The 21,280-nt window shown below is 40.6% G+C and carries 22 protein-coding genes; 18 read left to right on the top strand and 4 right to left on the bottom strand.

Features of this window, described 5'->3' with window-relative positions; translation table 11 throughout:
* Positions 1–21: 21 nt before the first annotated feature.
* On the bottom strand, positions 22–231 hold the full coding sequence (locus RM553_RS04910; RefSeq protein ID WP_311533833.1) for a twin-arginine translocase TatA/TatE family subunit: 210 nt from the start codon (positions 229–231) through the stop codon (positions 22–24).
* A 217-nt stretch (positions 232–448) separates the two neighbouring features.
* Between RM553_RS04910 and RM553_RS04905 the strand changes: the two genes are divergently transcribed.
* The 6 genes from RM553_RS04905 to RM553_RS04880 are packed head-to-tail and all read left to right on the top strand — an operon-like array spanning position 449 to position 6,736.
* A complete protein-coding gene (locus RM553_RS04905) occupies positions 449–1,312 on the top strand; it encodes a M23 family metallopeptidase (RefSeq protein WP_311533832.1) in 864 nt (287 codons plus the stop codon).
* Positions 1,313–1,315: 3 nt separating this feature from the next.
* Complete coding sequence (locus tag RM553_RS04900) at positions 1,316–2,818, top strand: GH3 auxin-responsive promoter family protein (protein WP_311533831.1); 1,503 nt, start codon at positions 1,316–1,318, stop codon at positions 2,816–2,818.
* Positions 2,819–2,823: 5 nt separating this feature from the next.
* The gene (locus tag RM553_RS04895) at positions 2,824–4,512 is read left to right on the top strand and encodes a DUF6909 family protein (protein ID WP_311533830.1); all 1,689 of its coding nucleotides are present in this window, start codon (positions 2,824–2,826) and stop codon (positions 4,510–4,512) included.
* 6 nt (positions 4,513–4,518) lie between these two features.
* Positions 4,519–5,064, top strand: a complete 546-nt coding sequence (gene rfbC / locus RM553_RS04890; RefSeq protein WP_311533829.1) for a dTDP-4-dehydrorhamnose 3,5-epimerase — start codon at positions 4,519–4,521, stop codon at positions 5,062–5,064.
* Positions 5,061–5,927, top strand: coding sequence for a dTDP-4-dehydrorhamnose reductase (rfbD, locus tag RM553_RS04885; RefSeq protein ID WP_311533828.1), 867 nt, complete (start codon positions 5,061–5,063; stop codon positions 5,925–5,927). The genes rfbC and rfbD overlap by 4 nt, the downstream gene beginning before the upstream one ends.
* 32 nt (positions 5,928–5,959) lie before the next feature.
* A complete protein-coding gene (locus RM553_RS04880) occupies positions 5,960–6,736 on the top strand; it encodes a glycosyltransferase family 2 protein (RefSeq protein WP_311533827.1) in 777 nt (258 codons plus the stop codon).
* Here RM553_RS04880 and RM553_RS04875 read toward each other — a convergent pair.
* Positions 6,729–8,039 carry a phenylacetate--CoA ligase family protein gene (locus tag RM553_RS04875; RefSeq protein WP_311533826.1) on the bottom strand — a complete coding sequence of 437 codons (1,311 nt, stop codon included), beginning with the start codon at positions 8,037–8,039 and terminating at the stop codon, positions 6,729–6,731. The genes RM553_RS04880 and RM553_RS04875 overlap by 8 nt on opposite strands.
* A gap of 85 nt (positions 8,040–8,124) precedes the next feature.
* Here RM553_RS04875 and purD point away from each other — a divergent pair, with 85 nt between their 5' ends.
* Entirely contained in the window at positions 8,125–9,399 is a 1,275-nt protein-coding gene (purD, locus tag RM553_RS04870) for a phosphoribosylamine--glycine ligase (RefSeq protein ID WP_311533825.1), read from the top strand.
* Here the strand turns inward: purD and RM553_RS04865 are convergent.
* Positions 9,391–9,627 carry a DUF6341 family protein gene (locus tag RM553_RS04865; RefSeq protein ID WP_432271447.1) on the bottom strand — a complete coding sequence of 79 codons (237 nt, stop codon included), beginning with the start codon at positions 9,625–9,627 and terminating at the stop codon, positions 9,391–9,393. The two genes, purD and RM553_RS04865, sit on opposite strands and share 9 nt — an antisense overlap.
* 48 nt (positions 9,628–9,675) lie before the next feature.
* Between RM553_RS04865 and RM553_RS04860 the strand changes: the two genes are divergently transcribed.
* From RM553_RS04860 to RM553_RS04850, 3 genes are all read left to right on the top strand, one after another.
* Positions 9,676–10,599, top strand: coding sequence for a DUF6427 family protein (locus RM553_RS04860; RefSeq protein ID WP_311533824.1), 924 nt, complete (start codon positions 9,676–9,678; stop codon positions 10,597–10,599).
* Between the two features lie 111 nt (positions 10,600–10,710).
* Positions 10,711–11,316, top strand: a complete 606-nt coding sequence (locus RM553_RS04855) for a DUF4254 domain-containing protein (protein WP_311533823.1) — start codon at positions 10,711–10,713, stop codon at positions 11,314–11,316.
* Between the two features lie 18 nt (positions 11,317–11,334).
* Positions 11,335–12,438 (top strand): glycosyltransferase family 9 protein, encoded by a 1,104-nt coding sequence (locus RM553_RS04850; RefSeq protein ID WP_311533822.1) that lies wholly within the window; start codon positions 11,335–11,337, stop codon positions 12,436–12,438.
* 156 nt (positions 12,439–12,594) lie between these two features.
* On the opposite strand, the gene RM553_RS04845 is transcribed toward RM553_RS04850, so the two are convergent.
* Positions 12,595–13,641: a 2Fe-2S iron-sulfur cluster-binding protein gene (locus RM553_RS04845; RefSeq protein ID WP_311533821.1), complete on the bottom strand. Its 1,047-nt coding sequence runs from the start codon at positions 13,639–13,641 to the stop codon at positions 12,595–12,597.
* A 98-nt stretch (positions 13,642–13,739) separates the two neighbouring features.
* On the opposite strand from RM553_RS04845, the gene RM553_RS04840 reads away from it, so the two are divergent.
* The 8 genes from RM553_RS04840 to RM553_RS04805 all read left to right on the top strand — a co-directional run bounded on the left by RM553_RS04840 (position 13,740) and on the right by RM553_RS04805 (position 21,276).
* On the top strand, positions 13,740–15,224 hold the full coding sequence (locus tag RM553_RS04840) for a DUF5687 family protein (RefSeq protein WP_311533820.1): 1,485 nt from the start codon (positions 13,740–13,742) through the stop codon (positions 15,222–15,224).
* A gap of 12 nt (positions 15,225–15,236) precedes the next feature.
* On the top strand, positions 15,237–15,977 hold the full coding sequence (locus tag RM553_RS04835) for an ABC transporter ATP-binding protein (RefSeq protein ID WP_311533819.1): 741 nt from the start codon (positions 15,237–15,239) through the stop codon (positions 15,975–15,977).
* Between the two features lie 85 nt (positions 15,978–16,062).
* Entirely contained in the window at positions 16,063–18,594 is a 2,532-nt protein-coding gene (gene porW, locus RM553_RS04830; protein ID WP_311533818.1) for a type IX secretion system periplasmic lipoprotein PorW/SprE, read from the top strand.
* 41 nt (positions 18,595–18,635) lie between these two features.
* The gene (locus RM553_RS04825; protein ID WP_311533817.1) at positions 18,636–18,848 is read left to right on the top strand and encodes an AtpZ/AtpI family protein; all 213 of its coding nucleotides are present in this window, start codon (positions 18,636–18,638) and stop codon (positions 18,846–18,848) included.
* Position 18,849: 1 nt separating this feature from the next.
* Complete coding sequence (locus tag RM553_RS04820; RefSeq protein ID WP_311533816.1) at positions 18,850–19,233, top strand: hypothetical protein; 384 nt, start codon at positions 18,850–18,852, stop codon at positions 19,231–19,233.
* Positions 19,234–19,367: 134 nt separating this feature from the next.
* Positions 19,368–20,456 (top strand): F0F1 ATP synthase subunit A, encoded by a 1,089-nt coding sequence (atpB, locus tag RM553_RS04815; RefSeq protein ID WP_311533815.1) that lies wholly within the window; start codon positions 19,368–19,370, stop codon positions 20,454–20,456.
* Positions 20,457–20,480: 24 nt separating this feature from the next.
* On the top strand, positions 20,481–20,702 hold the full coding sequence (gene atpE, locus RM553_RS04810; protein ID WP_311501808.1) for an ATP synthase F0 subunit C: 222 nt from the start codon (positions 20,481–20,483) through the stop codon (positions 20,700–20,702).
* 79 nt (positions 20,703–20,781) lie between these two features.
* Positions 20,782–21,276 (top strand): F0F1 ATP synthase subunit B, encoded by a 495-nt coding sequence (locus RM553_RS04805; RefSeq protein ID WP_311533814.1) that lies wholly within the window; start codon positions 20,782–20,784, stop codon positions 21,274–21,276.
* Positions 21,277–21,280: the final 4 nt, after the last annotated feature.

Here is a 21,280-nt window from a genome sequence, read left to right as displayed (position 1 = left end):
TTTTAATATTTTAAACTAAATTTATTTTCGGTCTTCAGGAACTTTATTTGCATCTGGAGCTCTGTGTGGCTCGTCGTCATCTTTGGAAGCATCCTTAAATTCTTTTATTCCACTTCCCAGTCCTCTCATCAATTCAGGAATTTTTCGTCCTCCAAATAATAGTAATACCACAATTACAATTAAGATAATTTGTGGTGCTCCTATTGCTAATGGTAATATGAATGCAGTCATGATTATGTATTTTAATGTTTACAAACTTAACAAGAATAAAGCAATCTATGCGTTAAGAAGAAACAAAATTATATAATTTTAACTCCGGTTCATGTTTTTTATGTATAAACATCAATTAATTCCAGTTGCAACCGGAGATTTTCTAATTAATCAGAGAAAGAAGCTTGCCTTACACACCCTGAAATTTTACCCTATCTTTGTAGTAGTATTTTGAATAATGGCAGAAAAGAAGAACAGGAAATTCGCGAAAAAGCTTTTGCATAAGTACCGGCTGGTGATTCTTAATGATGACACCTTTGAGGAACGGCTTTCTTTCAGGTTAAACAAATTAAATGTTTTTGTAATTGTCACCCTTAGTGCAATCCTGCTTATTGCCGCCACCACTTATATTATTGCCTTTACACCACTCAAGGAATACATTCCCGGCTACTCTTCAGCAGAACTTAAGGAAAAAGCGGTTAAACTTGCCTACACTTCAGATTCCCTTCAAAATGTCATAAAGCTGAATAACCAGTACCTGGGATCGATAAAAGGGGTGTTAACAGGCGATCTGGAAACTGATAATCTTAGCAGGGATTCACTTTTACCACCTTCAGAATATGAAGAAGATTATGAAGAGGTCCCGCCTTCAAGAGCCGACTCCCTGCTGAGGGAGGAAGTGGCCCAGGAAGACAAATACAATATTCTTCCAAGTGCTACTGAAAATATTAATTTTTCTTTGATAGCTCCTGTAAAAGGTTCCATTTCGGAAGGTTTTGATGCTGAAGACCGTCATTTTGCCGTCGATATTGTGGTTGCAAAAAATTCCCCAGTAAAATCTGTGGCAGACGGGAGGGTTATTTTTTCTGAATGGACCGCAGAAACAGGCTATGTAATTATTATAAAACATGGCTACGATTTACTGTCCGTTTATAAGCATAATGCCTCCCTTACCAAAAAACAGGGGGATATTGTTAGGGCAGGGGAAGTGATAGCAACCGCTGGTTCTACGGGTGAGTATAGTACCGGCCCCCATTTGCACTTTGAACTTTGGAATGAAGGAACCCCTGTGGATCCTACAGAATATATAGATTTCAATTAAACTATGTCTTTAAAATCTCTTGGAGCAAAGGTATTTGCAAAACAAATTCAGCGTAAGATAAAACAGTGGTCTTCAAATCCTGAAGATACTCAAATGAAGGTTTTTCAACAGATCATCGCCAAGGGAAAATATACTTCTTTTGGAAAGAATCATAATTTTCCGCGAATAAAGACCTACAGGGAATTTGCGGATAATGTTCCCATAAGGGATTATGAAGAATTAAAACCTTACGTAGAAAGAATGCTGGCTGGAGAAGAAAGTGTACTCTGGCCGGGAAGGCCTTTGTATTATGCCAAAACAAGTGGCACTACCAGTGGCGTCAAATACATCCCCATTACCAAAGATTCTATGCCCACTCATATAGAGGCTGCGCGAAATGCTATTCTTTGCTATATCGCCGAGACCGGGAATGCCTCTTTTGTAGACGGGAAGATGATATTTTTACAGGGCAGCCCCGAAATGCAGGATAAAAAAGGTGTGAAACTGGGCCGACTTTCGGGGATAGTAGCGCATTATGTTCCGGCGTATCTTCAGAAGAACAGGTTGCCCAGCTGGGAAACCAATTGCATTGAAGACTGGGAAACAAAAGTAGATGCCATTATAGAGGAAACCCGGAATGAAAATATGACCGTGATTAGCGGGATTCCTTCGTGGGTGCAGATGTATTTTGAGCGCCTGCAGAAAAAAACAGGTAAAAAGGTAGGGGAGCTTTTTCCCAATTTTGATCTTTTTATTTACGGCGGAGTCAATTTTGAGCCTTATCGCGCAAAGTTTGAAAACCTGATTGGCAGGAAAGTGGATAGCATCGAACTTTTTCCGGCTTCTGAAGGCTTTTTCGCTTTTCAGGATAACCAAGATGAGAAAGGAATGCTACTTCAGCTTAATTCCGGTATTTTCTATGAATTTGTAAAAGCCGATGAATTTTTTGACGCAGATTCCGCGCGCCTTACCATTGGAGAAGTCCAGATTGGGGTAAATTACGTGATGATCGTTTCCACCACCGCCGGGTTGTGGGCTTATAACATTGGCGATACCATCCAGTTTACCTCTTTAATGCCTTACCGGGTGGTGGTAAGTGGAAGGATCAAGCATTATATTTCGGCTTTTGGGGAGCATGTGATTGCCAAAGAAGTGGAAGAAGCCATGCAGCAGGCAATTCTTGAAACCGGCACCAGGATTAGTGAATTTACGGTTGCGCCACAAATAAACCCTGAAGGAGACGAGCTCCCTTACCATGAGTGGTTTGTGGAATTCGAAAAAGAACCGCAGGATATGGAACAGTTCATTTCAATTCTGGATAAAGCCATGCAAAAGCAAAATTCTTATTATTTTGATTTGATTGAAGGAAAAATTCTTCAACCTTTGAAAATCAGAAAAGTTCCGCAGGAAAAATTTCAGCATTACATGAAGTCTGAAGGAAAACTGGGCGGGCAAAATAAACTTCCGCGTTTGTCTAATGATAGAAAAATTGCCGACAAATTGCAAAAATTGATTAAAACAGATTAACCTATATGCCTAATTTAAAGATTCAGGGCCGCACCCGCGCGCAGGAAAGTTCCAGCGCTATTGAGCGAATGTATATTACCATGCGCCATCTTTTTAACCGCGGCTTTTATAAACCTATGGGGGTTTCCGGAGAAACATTAAGAGAAGCCCTGCTAATTTTACGTCCCGAAATTTATGGTTCTGTTGCCGATGATAAAGCAGAATTAAACGGACTTTTATATGTGATAGACCGGCTTCCAAAAGGGATTGAAGAATGCCGTTACATAAACCTGACCAGTGATGAAGGTTATGGCAACTCCCATTTTAAGCCAATTATCCCTCCTAAAAGGCGCAGGAACTGCTATCGTATAGATGAGGAGCAGATGAATATTGAAATTACCCGCGGCCGTTCAGAAATCTATGATATTTTAACCCACCTCACTTTTCTTTTTATCGAGTCGCATAAGATTATGCGCCGTGTGGTGATAGATGAAGAAGGAAATGTGACCCGGGACTGGCAAAAACTGGAAAGGGCAGTATTGCAAAAGGAAGAACTTACCCAGGCCGAGAGGGAAGTTGCCCTTACACACACCGCCAATATTCTTGGAAGAACCTTTAACGAGGTCACCGGGATTTATCCCAAATTCGCCATTCCAGAAAACCAGGAGCGGTTTTTAAGCCTTATTTACTGGCTGGGAAAACTGGCTATTTCTGAAATAGTAGAGAACAATAAGCGCATTATCACTTTTAGCCAGGTTTTACGGGAGCGCCTTGGGCAGCATATTCACGGAGAGATCTGGGCAGATAAGATAAAGGAATATTTGCTTAGCGAAAATCTTACGCACAGGCCAATCCATATTATTAGTGCTAATATGCACAGCGTAATGAACACGTTATATTCTCCAATTGCTTTAAAGACGGAATTAAAGAAGAAATCTGCGCTGGGGATTTATGAAGATTTAAGTGACAGTGGCAATGGTGCGCTGAGAAATAAGGTGACAAAAGTAGCTTTAGGCAAAGGCATGAAGTTTATTGAAGATGAAAGCGGGACCAATATAGATGTTCAGGTATTTGATACCGCTAAACTGGAAGAAGGTTTCCGGATAGCAGATTTTGCCGCAAAACCAGAAGAGGAAAAACCGGTGATCCTGGTGATGGATTATGCTTTTGGGGAACAGGCTTATGAGACTATGGATGAGCTTTTAAAACCCTACAATTTTGAGGAAAATGAAATTCACATGAATGTGAAATCTATTTCCATCATGGGAAAAGCAGGTATCCTGGAAGGCGCCAAGGGCGATATTATGATTCCCACGGCCCACCTTTTTGAGGGCACAGCAGATAATTACCCTTTCCAAAATGAACTTACCAAAGAGTCGCTGGAAGGAAATGGGATTAATGTGGTAGATGGCAGTATGATTACAGTATTGGGAACCTCTCTTCAGAACAGGGATATTTTAAAGTTTTTCCACGATTCCACCTGGAATGTGAGCGGACTGGAAATGGAAGGGGCGCATTATCAAAAAGCCATACAGGCGGCTTCCAGGCTGCGAGGAAATATAGACGAAGATGTAAAGGTAAGATATGCCTATTATGCTTCAGATAACCCGCTGGAGACCGGAAGTACACTGGCTTCAGGTGGTCTTGGCACCACCGGGGTAAAACCAACGTACCTGATTACTGAAAAAATCCTGGAACAAATCTTTAATTCATAGGTACCTATGCAGGCAGAAGAAACTCCGCTAAAAGATTGTTACCTCGTAAAACCTTCAGTTTTTAAAGATAAGCGGGGAATTTTTATGGAGAGCTATAACCGTAAAATTTTCGCGGAAGCCACAGGTATTAAGGACGAATTTGTTCAGGATAACCAGTCGGTTTCACAGCATGGTGTGCTGCGTGGGCTGCATTTTCAGACAGGGGAATTTGCCCAGGCAAAGCTCGTGCGGGTGATTCATGGTAAAGTTTTGGACGTGGTGGTAGATTTACGCCCGAAGTCGCCCACATTTAAAGAAGTCTATAAAGTCATTTTGGATGATGAAAATTTTCATCAGCTTTATATCCCAAGAGGTTTCGGCCACGGGTTTTTAACATTGTCCGATGTTTCTGTATTTGCATACAAGTGCGACCGCTATTATAGCCCCGGGGCAGAATCAGGCATTATTTATAATGATCCCGATCTTGCGATAGACTGGGATTTTCCTCAGGAGAAAATGATTATCTCTAATAAAGATTTGCAACAGCCAACCTTCAAAAAATTATTTGGATGAAAACAATTCTTGTTACCGGCGCTTCCGGGCAGTTGGGAAGATGTTTTGCAAAACTCTCTTCCCACTATCCCGAATTTGATTTTCTCTTTACTTCTTCTTCTGAATTGGATATTAGTAAAAAATGTGAGCTACACCAGCTTTTTGGAGCCAAACATTTTGACTATTGTATTAATTGTGCGGCTTATACCAATGTTGAAAAAGCCGAATCTGAAGAGGAAAAAGCTTACCAGGTTAATGCTGAAGCGGTCAAAAACCTTGGGGAAGTATGCCAATCTTTTCAAACGATGCTCTTTCATTTTTCAACAGATTATGTTTTTAACGGGAAGGCTGATGTTCCGTATTCAGAAAAAGACAAAACAGATCCGCTTAACATTTATGGCGCTTCCAAGTTAAAGGGAGAAGAAAATTTGAAGAAGGTGGCAGATAAATATTTTATCTTCCGGACTTCCTGGCTGTATTCTGAATTCGGACATAATTTTTTTAGGACTATCTTGAAAAAGGCTGAAGAAAGAGCGAACCTTAAAATCACCACCGCCCAAGTGGGAACTCCCACCAACGCCAACGACCTTGCCCGGCTGGTAATGCAGCTCATTGCTTCTGAAAATAATGAAGTTGGGCTTTATCATTTCAGCAATGAAGGCGAAGCGACCTGGTACGGTTTCGCGGAAGAAATTTTAAAAATTTCAGAAAGTACCGAAAAGGTGGAGCTGGAAAAAAGCAATGACTACAAAACCGTGGCAGAACGCCCTTCTTACAGTGTGCTGAATAAACAAAAAGTACGGGAAAACCTTGGCTTTGAAGTGCCGGATTGGAAAGAAAGCTTGAAAGGCCTTTATTTTTCTGCAATTGCAGCTAAAGAATAACGCTTCCGGCAAAACGGAAGGAAAATGTGTATATGAAGCACCCTGCATTGGTTTCCATTATAATGCCTGCCTACAATGCTGCGGAATTTATTACTGAAGCTATTGCCTCTGTGCGTAAACAAACCTATACCAACTGGGAACTTTTTGTAATTGATGATAGCTCCCAAGATTTTACCGTTTCCAAGGTTCAAAAACTTGTGGAGGAGGATTCCCGGATCAGAATTTTAAAGAACACAAGCAATAAAGGGGCAGGTTTTAGCCGAAATAAGGGAATTGAAGCCGCTGAGGGCGATTTTATTGCTTTTTTGGATGCAGACGACCTTTGGAAGCCGGAGAAGCTGGAAAAGCAGCTGGAATTTATGATAAGCAATGACGTTGTGGTATGTTTTACCAGTTACGAACTCATTTATGAAAATGGGCAGAAAAAAAATGAAATTGTAGAGGCGCTTCCATTCCTAATTTACCAGAAGCTTCTCAAGGCAAATTATGTTGGAAATCTTACAGGAATTTATAAGGCTTCCAAAATTGGAAAAATTTATGCCCCGGAGATCAGGAAAAGGCAGGATTGGGCTTTATGGCTAAAAGCAATAGAAAAGGCCGGAATTGCCAAAGGAATGTTAGAATCCCTGGCTTATTACAGAATAAGAAGAAACAGTGTCTCTGGCAACAAACTGGAGATGCTGGCGTATAACTTCAACATCTATTATAGAGTTCTTGATTTCAGCTTTTGGAAAAGCTTTAAATGCATGATGATTTTTCTCCGGGAACAATTACTTATTAAAAAACGGCAAATTAAACCTGTTAAATAAGGGAAGTAAATTGTTTCAGTTTTCCGCTTTTGCTGCGCTTTAAAATCGCCTTTCTTATAAAAGTCACCTGCAGGTTTTTGCCCACGTATTTTTCTATTGCAGCCAGTATTTTTTCTACCTGCCCTGCTGTAAACTCCTTATCGCTTACATATTCAATTTTAAAAGCATCCAGGGCGGTTTGAATAATTATAAATTCCTTTATGCTGCCGGTATCGGCGATAATAGTTTTGGTCACATAGTAAAATGTTAAGCCCGGCACTACTTTTCCATCGGCTAAATGCGCGATGTCATTGGTGCGTCCTATTAATTTTTGCAATTTTGGTCGCTTTAGGGTTCCCTCTTCAGATAAAACCCCGGTATCGCCTATGTCATACCTAATCATTGGATGCGCCTTATTGTAAAGTGAAGTTACCACCACACGGCCTTCCCTGCCTGCAGGCAAAATATTATTTTCTTCATCCAGGATTTCCACATACAGGTCTTCAGAGTTCAGGATCCATTCATTACTGGCATTTTCGAAGGCAATCAGCCCAACTTCACTGGCGCCGTATTCATTTACCACAGGCACGCCCAAAGCCTGTTCCATGAGCATTTTATCATTTTCGAAAAGTCTTTCAGAAGTAACAATGCAAATTTTTAAAGTGGGACAAATTTCTTTCAGGACCAGGTTTTGGCCCTGTAAAAACCTGGCAAACATTAAAATGGCGCTGGTGTAGCCGTTGATATATTCAAATGGAGACCGCTCAAAACGTTTAAGAAATTGCTCCATTTTCTTATCGCTGAGGTCAAAAATATTAAATCTGCGCCTCAGGCTTATCCTGTCTTTTACCCTTTCCTGGAAATTTCCGTAGAAATCCAGGGGGATTCCGTAAAACCTGGCTTGCAGGGACTTATTCAAATCTATACCATGCCACTTATAACGATCGTTAAAACCTGCCCAGCTAAGGGCATGCGCAAAACGGTCCTTGGCAAAAATAAAAGGATGACCACTGCTTCCTGAGGTTTTGCCTACATAGGTCTTTTTACGGTTATTAAAGCCATTACTCAGGCGGTTCTGGAGGGGTTGCTGAAGATGGGACTTCTTCATTACCGGCACATCACTCCACTTTTGGCAATTTTCTGCCTTACAATATTGCCTGTAAAAAGAGTTGTTTTCCCGATGAAATTTAAGAATGGAATCACGCTGGCCATACACATATCCCTGGTATTCATTTTCAGGAATTTCCTGGATCTGGCGCAACAAAATTTCTGCCCTGTTAATGGGAAAATTGTTAAGCTGCAAAGAAAGCCTGAACCATTCCAAATGCTAAATTTCTTTTTTTAGTGAAATTATTGGTGCTTCAATTTACAAACAATTATTTTTGACTCCATAACTAAAATTCTTCCAGATGAATATTTTAATTCTAGGTGCCGGCGGTCGTGAACATACTTTCGCCCACATGATCTCAAAAAGCCCTAAATGCGATAAACTATTTGTTGCACCAGGCAATGCAGGCACGGGAAAAATCGCTGAAAACGTAGCCCTGAAAGTTACCGATTTTGAAGCGATTAAAAAATTTGTACTGGAGAATGCTGTTGAAATGCTGGTGGTGGGGCCCGAAGATCCTTTAGTTGAAGGAATAGCCGATTTTTTCGTGCATGATGAGCAGCTTAAGAATGTGCAGTTAATTGGACCATCAAAACGTGGCGCTTTGCTGGAAGGCAGCAAGGAACGTGCAAAGGAATTTATGCTGATGTACAATATTCCCACGGCTGCGTATGAAAGTTTTACTGAAGCAAGCCTGGAAGCCGGCAGGAATTTCCTTAATACTTTAAATGCTCCTTATGTGCTTAAGGCAGATGGACTCGCTGCTGGAAAAGGAGTACTCATTTTGAATGACATTGATGAAGCCAAGGCAGAGCTGGAAGAAATGCTTCTAGGAAAAAAGTTTGGCGGGGCCAGTAAAAAAGTGGTGATTGAAGAATTTCTGGATGGGATAGAATTAAGCGTATTTGTATTAACCGATGGTAAAAACTATAAAATTTTACCTACCGCCAAAGATTACAAACGCATAGGAGAAGGGGACACGGGGTTAAATACCGGTGGAATGGGCGCGATTTCACCTGTTCCGTTTGCTGATAGAGAATTTATGCAAAAAGTGGAGGAGCGTATCGTGAAACCAACGGTGAACGGGCTAAAAGAAGAAGATATTGATTATAAAGGCTTTATTTTTATTGGATTGATTAAAGTTGAAAATGAACCTTATGTAATTGAATATAATGTGAGAATGGGCGATCCGGAGACCGAAGTGGTGCTGCCAAGAATAAAGTCGGACCTGGTTGAGGTGCTGGAGAAAACTTATCATTCAAAATTAGATGAGGTAAATCTTGAAATTGATGAGCGGGCGGCGGCTACGGTCATGTTGGTATCTGGCGGCTATCCTGAAAATTATGAAAAAGGAAAGGAAATCACGGGGATTGAGAAAGTGGAAGACTCCCTGGTGTTCCATGCAGGCACAAAAGCCGAAAATGGCAAAATTGTTACCAGTGGGGGCAGGGTGATTGCGGTTACTTCCCTGGCGGAAGATTACAAAAAGGCACTAAAAAAATCTTATCAAAATGTAGAAAAGCTACAATTTGATAAGATGTATTATAGAAAGGATCTGGGATTTGATTTATCCTAGATATGGGGAATGTTTAGAAGATTTTGTTTCTTCTTCATCCCTGTCCTGAAACTTTTTAAGTTCCTTAAGCCAGTAAGCAAAGGCTGCAATACCAATTATTAAAAAAATAAAATTTATAGCATTGGCCAACCACCATGAATCAAATTGCAACTCACGTAAGGCATCAAGAGGGATAAAAAGAATTTCTTCAAATAGCCATTCAATACCTTCAAATAAATCTCGCATCATTTTTTAACCTCGTTATTAGTTAATATTACAAAAATATAAAAAACGGCAATGCTAACAAGCTTTTTTGGTAAATCAACTCCTGTAAATATTATTGCAGTGGTGCTTTTTATGGCAGCATTTTTTGTTTTTGCCAATTTCCAGGAATGGTTTCTAAACCTTGGTTTACAGCCTTTCTTTGAAAAATTAGGGGTTTTGCTGTGTTTTATTCTGAGCGTATTGGTACTCAACTTTATCGCCAAAAAAAATGAACTCACTAAAAGAAGCGCCTATAAAATTCTTCTTTTTGCCATTTTTAGCAGTTCGTTTTTTGCCCTGCTTAAAAATGACCAGGCTATTGTTGCCAATTTGTTTATTCTGCTGGCGTTCAGGAGAATTATAAGTCTTAAATCCAGGAAAGTTGTCCAGCAAAAAATCTTTGACGCCACATTTTGGATTTGTATCGCTTCGCTTTACTATTTCTGGTCTGTACTGTTTTTGGCTGTAGTTTTTGTGGGAATAATATTTTACGCTTCTTACGTAAAGAACCTTCTTATCCCGCTCATCGCTTTTCTTGCTGTTCTTTCCCTTACAGAATGTTTTCACCTGCTCGTTTATGACAGTTTTTACACTTTTGCAGAATGGTACCAGCCTGTAAACCTCAATTTCGGTAATTACCAGGAATTAGAATTACTTGTCCCGTTAAGCATTATTCTGGCATTGTTGCTCTGGACGCTAATGTCTTATTTTTCGGTAATCCAGAAAGCCAGCATTACGCGCCGGCCAGTTTTAAACCTGGTGCTTTTTAGCCTTGCCGTTAGCCTTTGCGTTGCAGTACTTTCACATCAAAAAGACGGCAGTGAGTTTATCTTCTTTTTTGTGCCTTTAAGCATTATCGCTTCTAATTATTTTGATAGCAAAAAGGACAGGGTTTTTAAGGAAGTACTGCTTGTTTTACTCATTTTGATGCCCTTTGCCGTGCCCCTGTTTTTCTAAATTTTCCTTCGGAAAACTCCTGTTTCCATGGCAGTTTCAACTTAAACTATATTAAATTATAATACCTTTGCGCTTTTAGCCGAATTGTCAAATAACACCTAAGAATTATACATGTTTTCAGATAAAGCCAATAAGATATTTCAGGACGTGATCGAAAAATATCATGAAAAAGATACTGTATATCAGCCTTTTGAAAATCCCTATGACCGGAATGAAAATTTAATTGAACACCTGCTTTACCGCAAATGCTGGATAGATACCGTACAATGGCATTATGAAGATATTATAAGGGACACCAATATCGATCCTGCTGAAGCGCTTGAGCTAAAGCGAAAAATTGATGCTTCCAACCAGGACAGGACAGATACCGTGGAATATATTGACAGTTATTTCCTTGAAACTTTTAAAGAAGTGGAGCCTAAGGAAGATGCTACTATAAATTCTGAAAGCCCCGCCTGGGCCATAGACCGGCTCTCTATCCTGGCGCTAAAGATTTATCACATGCACGAAGAGGCCAACCGCAAAGACGCCACGCAGGAACATATGATGAAGTGCAGGAGCAAACTGGATGTTTTATTGGAGCAGCGGGTAGACCTTTCTTCAGCAATAAACCAATTGTTGGAAGATATTGCCAACGGTGATAAATACATGAAGGTGTACAGGCAAATGAAAATGTATAACGACGAAGAGCTAAATCCGGTATTAAGGAAGAAATAAGCTCAAAAATCAATTAATATGAGGCGGGTTTTTGCAAAGAAAGAAAATTCTTTTTCCGGGAATGGACCCGCCGGGGAAAAGTCCCCGCACATCCTGGTAATTCGCCTTTCTGCTATGGGGGATGTTGCCATGGTGGTTCCTGTTTTGCGCAAGCTTGTGTCCACTTACCCCAAAATTAAAGTCACAGTTTTGACCCGCGGGTTCTTCATGCCTATGTTTGCCAATATTCCCAATGTTTCGGTGTATGAAGCCGATGTTAATGGTGTTCACAGCGGGATTATTGGATTGGGCAGGCTGGCAAAAGAACTGCGCGATGAAGAAATAGATATGGTGGCAGATCTTCATGATGTGCTGCGAAGCAATGTGCTGAATTCGGTTTTTTATCTCTTCGGAATCCCGGTAAAACAGATTGATAAAGGGCGGAAGGAAAAAAAGGCCCTTACCCGGTTAGAAAATAAGGTTTTTCAACCCCTGCAATCCACTCACCAGCGGTATGCCGATGTATTTGAAGCTTTAGGTTATCCTATAGATCTGGAAAATCATGATTTTAAGCATTCTCTTCCCCTTTCTGCTGAAGTAGAATATTTTGCAGGTTCTCATGATAAAAAATGGCTGGGAATTGCTCCCTTTGCCCAACACGCCTCAAAAAGTTATCCTTCAGATTTAATGGAAGAAGTTTTAAGGCAGCTTCAAAATAATCAAAATATCGGGATTTTTCTTTTTGGGGGAGGCGCTGCAGAACTTCCGAAATTACAGGAATGGGAAAAAACGTTTCCTGGTATCCATTCCGTAGCTGGGAAATTTACTTTTGAAGAAGAACTCGCGCTTATTTCAAATCTTGATGCCATGCTTTCTATGGATAGTGGCAACGGGCATATCGCTGCCATGTATGGCGTACCGGTAATTACAGTCTGGGGATTAACGCATCCTTATGCTGGCTTTGTACCGTTTAATCAGCCTTTGGAAAATTCAATTTTGCCAGACCTGGAAAAGTATCCGCTTATTCCCACGTCCATATACGGGAAAACAGTTCCTGAAGGTTATGAAAACGCCATGCGCAGTATCCCGCCAGAAATTATTGTAAAGAAAATTATTGAGGTGCTGGATATTACCCGCGTGTAAGCAGCAGCATACCAAACTGTCATTGCGAGCGCAGTAAAATGGAGCGTGGCAATCCCAGATAATTCTTTCAGTACTCTTTGAGCAGACATATTGGGATTGCTTCGGCTTTCGCCTCACAATGACAGACTCGTATAATTCTGTGAAGGCAATAAAGTGTTACACATCATCATAATCCACCTTAAGAGTAGGGGTGGTGGGTTGTGCCTGGCAGGTTAAAATTAGACCTTCTTCCAGTTCCTCATCTGTAAGGATCTGGTTTTTTCTCATTTTGGCGCTGCCTTCGGTAATTCTTGCAATACAACTGCTGCAAATTCCACCCTGGCAGGAGTAGGGGACATCCAGGTCGTTTTCCAGCGCGGCATCAAGTACCGTATCTCCCTGTTCCATGGTGAAAGTAGTTTCTTCATCATCTACCAAAACAGTAAGTTGGGTTTGCCCTTCAAGATCGGCTTCTACTTCTCCCGTATCTTTACTGGAAAAAAGTTCAAATAATATCTTTTCCTCAGGTACCCCGTTTTCTTTAAGAATCCCGATCACCTGGTTGATCATTTCTTCAGGCCCACAAAGAAAAAAAGACTTAAAAGAGTGGTCTTTAAACCTGTTCTTCAGCACATAGTTTACCGTGCTTTTTTCAATCCTTCCAAAATGGGCATTTTCTTCCCTTGCCCGGCTATAAACAAACTCAATAAAAAGCCTGTCGGGATATTTTAACTGAAGTTCCAGCAGGTCTTTAAAAAATATGGTTTCTTCAGGAGATTTATTTCCGTAGGTAAGTACAAACCGGCTTTTGGGCTCTTCCTTCAGCACGGTTTTAATGATGGAAAGCACCGGGGTAATCCCGCTTCCTGCAGCAAAGGCCGCGTAGCTATTGGGGCCGCTTTCGGGGTTCAGGATAAACCTTCCCTCTGGCGGGTGTACCTCCAGCACGTCCCCGGCCTTTAATTTATTATTTGCAACAACAGAAAATTTTCCACCTTCCACTTCTTTTACGGTAACCTTAAATTCCCCACTGCCCGGAGCGGAACAAAGGGAATAGGACCTGCGTATTTCTTCATTGTTCAAGGAAGCTTTTATGGTAACATACTGCCCTGCTTTAAAGCTGAATTCTTCTTTTAAATCCTGCGGAATTTCAAAAGATATGCTAACCGCCCGTGGAGTCTCACGAATAACTTCCTTTACTGCTAGCGGATAAAATTTACTCATCAAAAAATAATTTGTTTGCAAAAATACAAAGTATGGGCGTTTTAAAAGTGTAACAAATCGCTAAATTTCGCTACTTGTAGATAAACACCATCCAAATTATGTTTAGGCTTTTTTTATCTCTTGAATGGAAATCGTTTTTCAGGTCTGCCAGTTTTGGAAAAAGTATTGGACTGCGAATTTTACTAATCTTCCTGGCCCTTTATTTTGCAGCAGTTTTCCTGGTGATGGGAATTGCCCTATATCCCGGCATTCAGAAATTTTATCCTGAACAGGACCCGCTGGAGGTGGTAAACAATTTTGTGCTACTATGGCTGGCCCTGGAACTGCTTTACCGCTTTTTCCTGCAAACGCTGCCCGTAATGGATATTAAGCCCTTACTTATCCTGCCTGTAAGGAAGCGAAAGGTGGTCAATTTTGTCCTGATAAAATCCCTTTACTCATTTTATAATATTCTTCCGCTGTTTTTAATTGTGCCCTTCGGAATATATTGCATGGTTAAAGGCGATTATCCCAGCATACAAATTTTAGCCTGGATGCTGGCCATGTATTCCCTTGCCCTGTGTGTGAACTACATTAATTTCATCATCAAGAAGAAATTTACAGATAACCTGAAGGCCTTAATTCCTGTTGCGCTAATCGTGGCAATTTTAGCAGCCCTGGAATATTTTGAAATTTTTAGTCTTACAGGCTGGTTTGGAAACATCCTGGACTTTATGGTATTACACCCTTACCTGGCTGTTGTACCGGTTATTTTGCTTATTCTTTTGTATAAATGGAACCAGCTTAACCTGGAAAAGAAATTTTACCTGGATGCCGGGCTTAAAGGCAAAGCCAAAACTGCAGATACCAATGATTTTGTATGGACCAGGAAATTTGGCAGTATCGCACCTTTCCTTCAGCAGGATTTAAAGTTGATCTGGAGGAACAAAAGACCAAAAACCACTATTTACCTGTCGTTCTTTTTCCTTTTGTATGGTTTGATCTTTTACCCGAATGATGCGTATGAAAATATGCCCGCTTTCTATGTTTTCGTCGGAATTTTTATCACCGGCGTTTTCATGATCAATTTCGGGCAGTTTATTCCCGCCTGGGACGCGTCATATTACCCCATGATCATGGCACAAAACATTCCGCTGAAGCAATATCTGGCCTCAAAAGCGGGATTAATTACCTTTAGCGTGGTGGTATTGGCAATTCTCTCTACTCCTTATGTTTACTTCGGCTGGAGAATTTTATTGCTGAATATGGTTTGCGCGCTTTACAATATAGGGGTAAATATCCCCGTGCTTTTATACGCCGGCTCCTTCAACAAGAAAAAAATAGACCTGGATAAAAGCCCTTTTATGAACTATCAGGGCACAGGAATTACCCAGTGGTTAGTGGCTATTCCGCTTATTGGGTTTCCGGTACTGGTTTTTTACATCTTCTATAAGTTTATAAGTTATGATGCCGCACTTGTGGCGCTGGCGGTTTTAGGAATAATTGGAGTTTCACTAAGAGGAAAAATCCTGGACTTCCTGGCAAGAATGTACAAAAAACGAAAATACCAGATGATTAGCGGATTTAAACAAAGCGGCGAATAAATTTTAAGAGACATGATAACAGCAACCAATCTTTCCAAAGTATACAACGGCTCAAAAGTGCTTGATATTGAACATCTGGACATTCCTTCAGGACAAAATTTTGGCCTTGTGGGAAATAACGGGGCAGGAAAAACCACCTTTTTTAGCCTTCTTCTGGATTTGATCCAGCCTACTTCCGGTAATATTTTCAACAACGAAATTACCGTGAGCCAGAGTGAAGACTGGAAACCTTTTACATCTTCTTTTATAGATGAAAGCTTTTTGATTGGGTATCTTACTCCTGAAGAATACTTCTATTTCGTAGGGGAATTGCGCGGCCAGAATAAAGCCGATGTTGACAATTTTGTGGCACAGTTTGAAGAATTTTTTAATGGTGAAATTATCGGGCGCAAAAAATATCTTAGGGACCTTTCTAAAGGAAACCAGAAAAAAGTTGGGATAACCGCGGCGCTTATTGGCAATCCCGAAGTGGTTATTTTAGATGAACCTTTCGCCAATCTGGATCCCACCACCCAAATAAGGCTCAAAAAAATTGTAAAGGAACTCTCTGAAGTTTCCGGCACCACGGTGCTTATTTCCAGCCATGACCTTATTCATGTGACTGAAGTTTGCGAAAGAATTGTGGTTTTGGATAAAGGAATAATTGTAAAAGATATTCAAACTTCAGAAGCTACTTTAGCTGAACTGGAGTCGTATTTTTCCGGAGAGCAGGTCCAGGTGCAATCTTCTGAAGATTCAAACCCACTGCCCTAAACTTTGTGTTTCTAAAAAGAAGCGTATTTTTACACACTAAAATAGCTGTTTTTCAGTTATTCAAGGAGTTAAGAAAACGCTGATTTTGAAGATATTTACCAGAATACTTTTCCTTATTTTCATTGCCTGCCTTGGCCTAAGCTGTTCGCGCAAGAAGAACACTTTTCTTAGCCGTAACTGGCATGCCATGACTACCGAGTATAACACGCTTTATAACGGTAATCTCGCGCTGGAAAAAGGCCGCGAGGAGCTGAATAATAATTACGCCGATAATTACTGGGATATCCTGCCGGTGGAACGCATGCAGATTGATGAAAATATCACGCTGCCGGACAGTGTTAGAAACCAGAATTTTGGTTATGCCGAAGAAAAGGCCGTAAAAGCCATTCAGCGGCATTCCATGCTCATTAAAGGCAAAGAACAAAATCCGCAAATAGACGAAGCTTACCTGCTGCTGGGCAAAGCGCGTTATTTCGATCAGCGGTTTATTCCCGCGCTGGAAGCCTTCAATTATATCCTTCATAAATATCCAGGGAGTGATAATATAAACCATGCGCAAATATGGAGGGAAAAAACAAACATGCGCCTGGATAACAATCGGTTGGCAATTACCAATTTAAAGAGGATTCTGGAAAACTTCAATCTTGAGGAACAGGATTATGCCGATGCCAACGCGGCGCTGGCCCAGGCTTATATAAATATGAACCATCCGGATAGCGCTATGGTGCCCCTGGAACGCGCTGCAGAATTCACCGGGAAAAACAACGAAAAGGGAAGGTATTATTTTATCCTTGGGCAGCTTCATAATCAATTAAATGAGCCGAAACTGGCAAATGCAGCTTTTGATGAAGTTATCGATTTAAACCGAAAATCGCCCAGGGTTTACATGATTAACGCCTATATTCAAAAAGCGCGGAATTTTGATTATAACCAGGGCAGCAATTACCAGTTAAGGGAAATGCTGGCAGAACTTGAAGAAAACCGTGAAAACAGGCCTTTCCTGGATAAAATTTATTTTCAGATTGGGGAATATTACAGCAAACTCGATTCTACTGAAATTGCTACAAAATATTACAACAAATCGCTAAGAGCCCCATCAAGTGACAAATACCTGAAATCCATCAATTACGAGATTCTGGCCAATATGAATTTTGATAATTCCAATTATCGTGTTGCCAGTTTGTATTTTGACAGCACTTTGGCCAATATGTCTCCGCGTTTACGGGAATTCAGGAGCATCAGCAAGAAAAGGAACAACCTGGAAGATATCATCCAGTATGAGGATATTGCTGAACAAAACGACAGTATTCTTCGGCTTGCCAATATGACCCGGGAAGAACGGATTGCTTATTTTACTAATTACACCAACAAATTAAAAGAAGCATATACTGAAGAAGTGCTGGCCGGGCAGAATGATCTCGCTTTGTCACAAAATAATTTTGGCCCTGCCATTCCAGTTGCCAATGCCGCCGGGCCGGTTAATACTTTTTATTTCTACAATCCTGCCAGGATTGCCAACGGCGCCCGGGAGTTCGTTAGGATCTGGGGGCGAAGAACTTTGGCCGATAACTGGCGCTGGGGGGATAATACCATCAACGTGAGCCAGGAACAGGTGCAGCAGGAATTCCTTGAGATCGATATTCAGACAGATCCGCGTTTTGACGCGATGACTTATATTAGTCAGATTCCGGAAGACCGGTATACCCTGGATAGTTTAACAAGGGACCGCGATTTTGCCTATTATCAACTGGGAATTATCTACAGCGAAAAGTATAATGAGTATGGCCTTGCTGCGGAAAGGCTGGAGACCTTACTTAGAAATACTCCGGAAGAAAGGCTGGTATTGCCCGCAAAGTACAATCTGTATAAATCTTACCAGGCCACGGGTAGATTGCGTGAAATGGAAGAAATAAAACAGGATATTCTAAATAATTATCCAGATTCCCGTTATGCTGCCTACATAAGGAACCCGCAAAGCCTGGCTGTAGAGGGCAATTCTCCCGATGATGCTTACGACGAGGTTTATGAGCTTTTTGAAGATCAGCAATACGCTGAAGTTATTGAAGAAAGCAATCAACTTATCACGCAATATACCGGGGACGAAATTGTGCCAAAATTAGAACTGCTAAAAGCAATGGCGACAGGGCGTTTATATGGTTTAGATGAATATAAAGCGGCGCTTAATAAACTGGCTTTGGATTATCCCCAAACTGAAGAAGGGAAGAAGGCCCAGAATATTTACAATACCGCTATTCCACAACTTCAGAAGCTGGACCTGGTGGCAGAAGACAGCCTGCAAACCGGATTTAAACTTTTGTTTTCCTTTAATTCTGCGCAGCACGAAGAGATGCTCGCCCTTAAGGAAAAAATTGATAAAGCACTGGAAGACCTGGACTATAAAAAACTTTCAACATCTGTAGATACCTACGATCCCGATATAAATTTTGTTACGGTTCATGGCCTTCAGAATAAAATGACCGCTTTGGGTTTTGCTGAATTACTTGAAAAAAACGATAATTATAGAGTAAAGCGTGAAGCTATTCCTGTTTCAGATCAAAATTACAGGATCATACAAATTAAGAAGAACCTCCAAACCTACTTAGATAAATTCAATTAAATCTTAAAGATGCTTTCGGGAATAAAATGATAAGCCAATAAATGAAAAATGATCAGCGTAAATACCTGGAATTTGTAAATATTGCTTTCCAGATGGGCATTATAATAGCGGCAGGGGTATTCCTGGGTATCTGGCTGGACGGGAAATTTCCCAATAAATATTCGGCTTTTACCATTGGCGTTTCCCTTTTAGGAGTATTTATCGCACTATACCAGGTCTACCGGGGCATTAGCAATATGAGTAAGGATGATTAGGATGAAGATACGATTACTCCGGTTTTTAAAATATTTTCTTCCGTTCACTTTTCTTCTGATGCTTTTCCAGTACTTTATCGTGAATTATTTTGGGGGCGAAAAAATGTATTACAGCATCTTCTCTGTTTATGCGTTTCATTTTTTTTCCACATTTATTATTTACTTTTTACTCCTGCTGGTGCACGATAAATTTCAGGATAAAACCGGTTTTGCCTTTATGGGAGCCGGGCTTTTAAAAATGTTTGCCGCTGTGCTGTTTCTGTTGCCTATGCTGCTGGCAAAAGTTGCGCACCCGTTTGCCAATGTGCTGGCGTTTTTTATTCCTTATTTTCTATTCCTGATCTTTGAAACCTTTTTCGCGGTAAGATTAATAAATTCAAAATAAGCGGCTGAATATCAATAACATTATCAAAAATGGCGATATTGTCAAAAAAATGAAGAGGCTACTTTCAGATAAAAATTAAAAGTATACCTTTGCACGGAAATTTAGAGGCCGTAATTTTAAGTTGAACAGGTACTATGACAGCACACAAATCTTTATGGATTAAAGTGTATTTTGCACTGGCTTTTGCCCTGCTACCACTGTTTTCATTCGCACAGGAGCACGAATCTCTTGGAGAAGTTGAAGAAGAGTTTAATGCCACAGAGATGATTATGCACCATATTGGTGACGCTCATGGGTGGCATTTCTTTGGGGAAGGAGAAAATTCTTTTACTATCCCGCTTCCTGTTATTTTGTGGACAGAAAATGGGCTGGTGTCTTTCATGTCCAGTGAATTTCATCATGATACGGAAGGCCATCATGTAGTTGAAGCAAACGGAATGCGCTTTGTAAACCTTCATGAAGATATTTATAGACTGGAAGACGGTGCTGAAGCAGTAGAGTTTGATGCTGAACACCATCCTTTAAACGCCAGCAAGCCCTGGGATATATCTATCACAAAAAACGTGGCGGCTATGTTTATAACCGTTATTTTGATGTTGTTGTTTTTCCGTAGCCTTGCCAGTCATCATAAAAAGAATTCGCATGCCCCTAAAGGTTTTAATAATGTACTGGAAACCCTGGTACTGTTTGTTAGGGATGAAATTGCAATTCCTCAAATTGGGGAAAAGAAATACATGAAGTTTATGCCGTTTTTGCTTACGGTATTCTTTTTTATCTGGATTACCAACCTGTTGGGTCTTTTGCCCGGGGCAGCTAATGTTACCGGCAACATTGCCGTAACCGTTTCCCTGGGATTGTTTACCCTGGCACTTATTATAATAAATGGAAATAAGGATTACTGGAAGCATACCTTCTGGATGCCTGGTATCCCCACATGGGTTAAGCCTATTTTGGCAGTTGTAGAAGGCGCCGGGGTGGTTATTAAACCAATTGCTCTTATGATTCGTCTTTTTGCGAACATTACTGCAGGGCACATCATTATTTTAAGCTTAATATCTTTAATATTTATATTAGAAAATGCAGGAGTTGCAGGAGTTTCCGTTCCGTTTGCATTATTTATAACAGTACTGGAATTGCTGGTAGCATTCCTTCAAGCGTTTATTTTTACGATATTGTCGGCCCTGTTTATAGGGATGGCGGTAGAGGAACATGAACATCATTAATTTTAATTTTTAAATTTTTCAATTATGGAATTATTGTATGTAGGTCTTGCAGCTTTAGGTGCTGGTTTGGCAGTTGTGGGAGCGGCTATTGGAGTTGGTAAAATCGGTGGCTCTGCCATGGATGCTATCGCCCGTCAGCCAGAAGCTTCTGGAAAAATTCAAACAGCTATGATTATTGCTGCTGCACTTGTAGAAGGTGTTGCCCTTTTTGGGGTAGTTGCATCTTTGCTTGGTGTACTAAGATAATTAATGGAAAAGAGCCCTTCGCAACGGTTGGTTGCGAAGGCGCTTTTTAAATGATGTTTTAACTATTATTATTTGATATATGGATTTAATTACCCCTGAATTTGGTTTATTTTTCTGGCAGACAATAGTTTTCCTGGTACTTATTTTCCTTATGGCAAAATTTGCCTGGAATCCTATTCTTGGTGCGGTTAAGAACAGGGAAGAGTCGATTAATAAAGCATTATCTTCAGCCGAAGAGGCCAGGAAGGAAATGCAAAATCTTAAAGCTGATAATGAAAAGCTTCTGAAGGAAGCCCGTGCAGAAAGGGACACCATCTTAAAAGAAGCACGCCAGCTGAAGGAAAGGATTATAGCCGATGCCAATGATGAAGCTCAGGAAAGGGCTGATCAAATAGTGGCCCAGGCGAAAGAAAGTATAGAAATGGAAAAAAGAGCGGCAATGGCCGATATCAAAAATCAGGTGGCCAGCTTATCCATAGAAATAGCAGAAAAAGTAGTTCGTAAAGAATTGTCTACTAAAGAAAAACAGCACCAGATGATTGATGAAATGCTTGGTGATGTTACTTTAAACTAGGTTG

Source organism: Autumnicola tepida, assembly GCF_031846485.1.
GTDB lineage: Bacteria > Bacteroidota > Bacteroidia > Flavobacteriales > Flavobacteriaceae > Autumnicola > Autumnicola tepida.
Note: the sequence above shows the minus strand (reverse complement) of the source record. Positions and strands in the feature narration are given on the sequence as shown.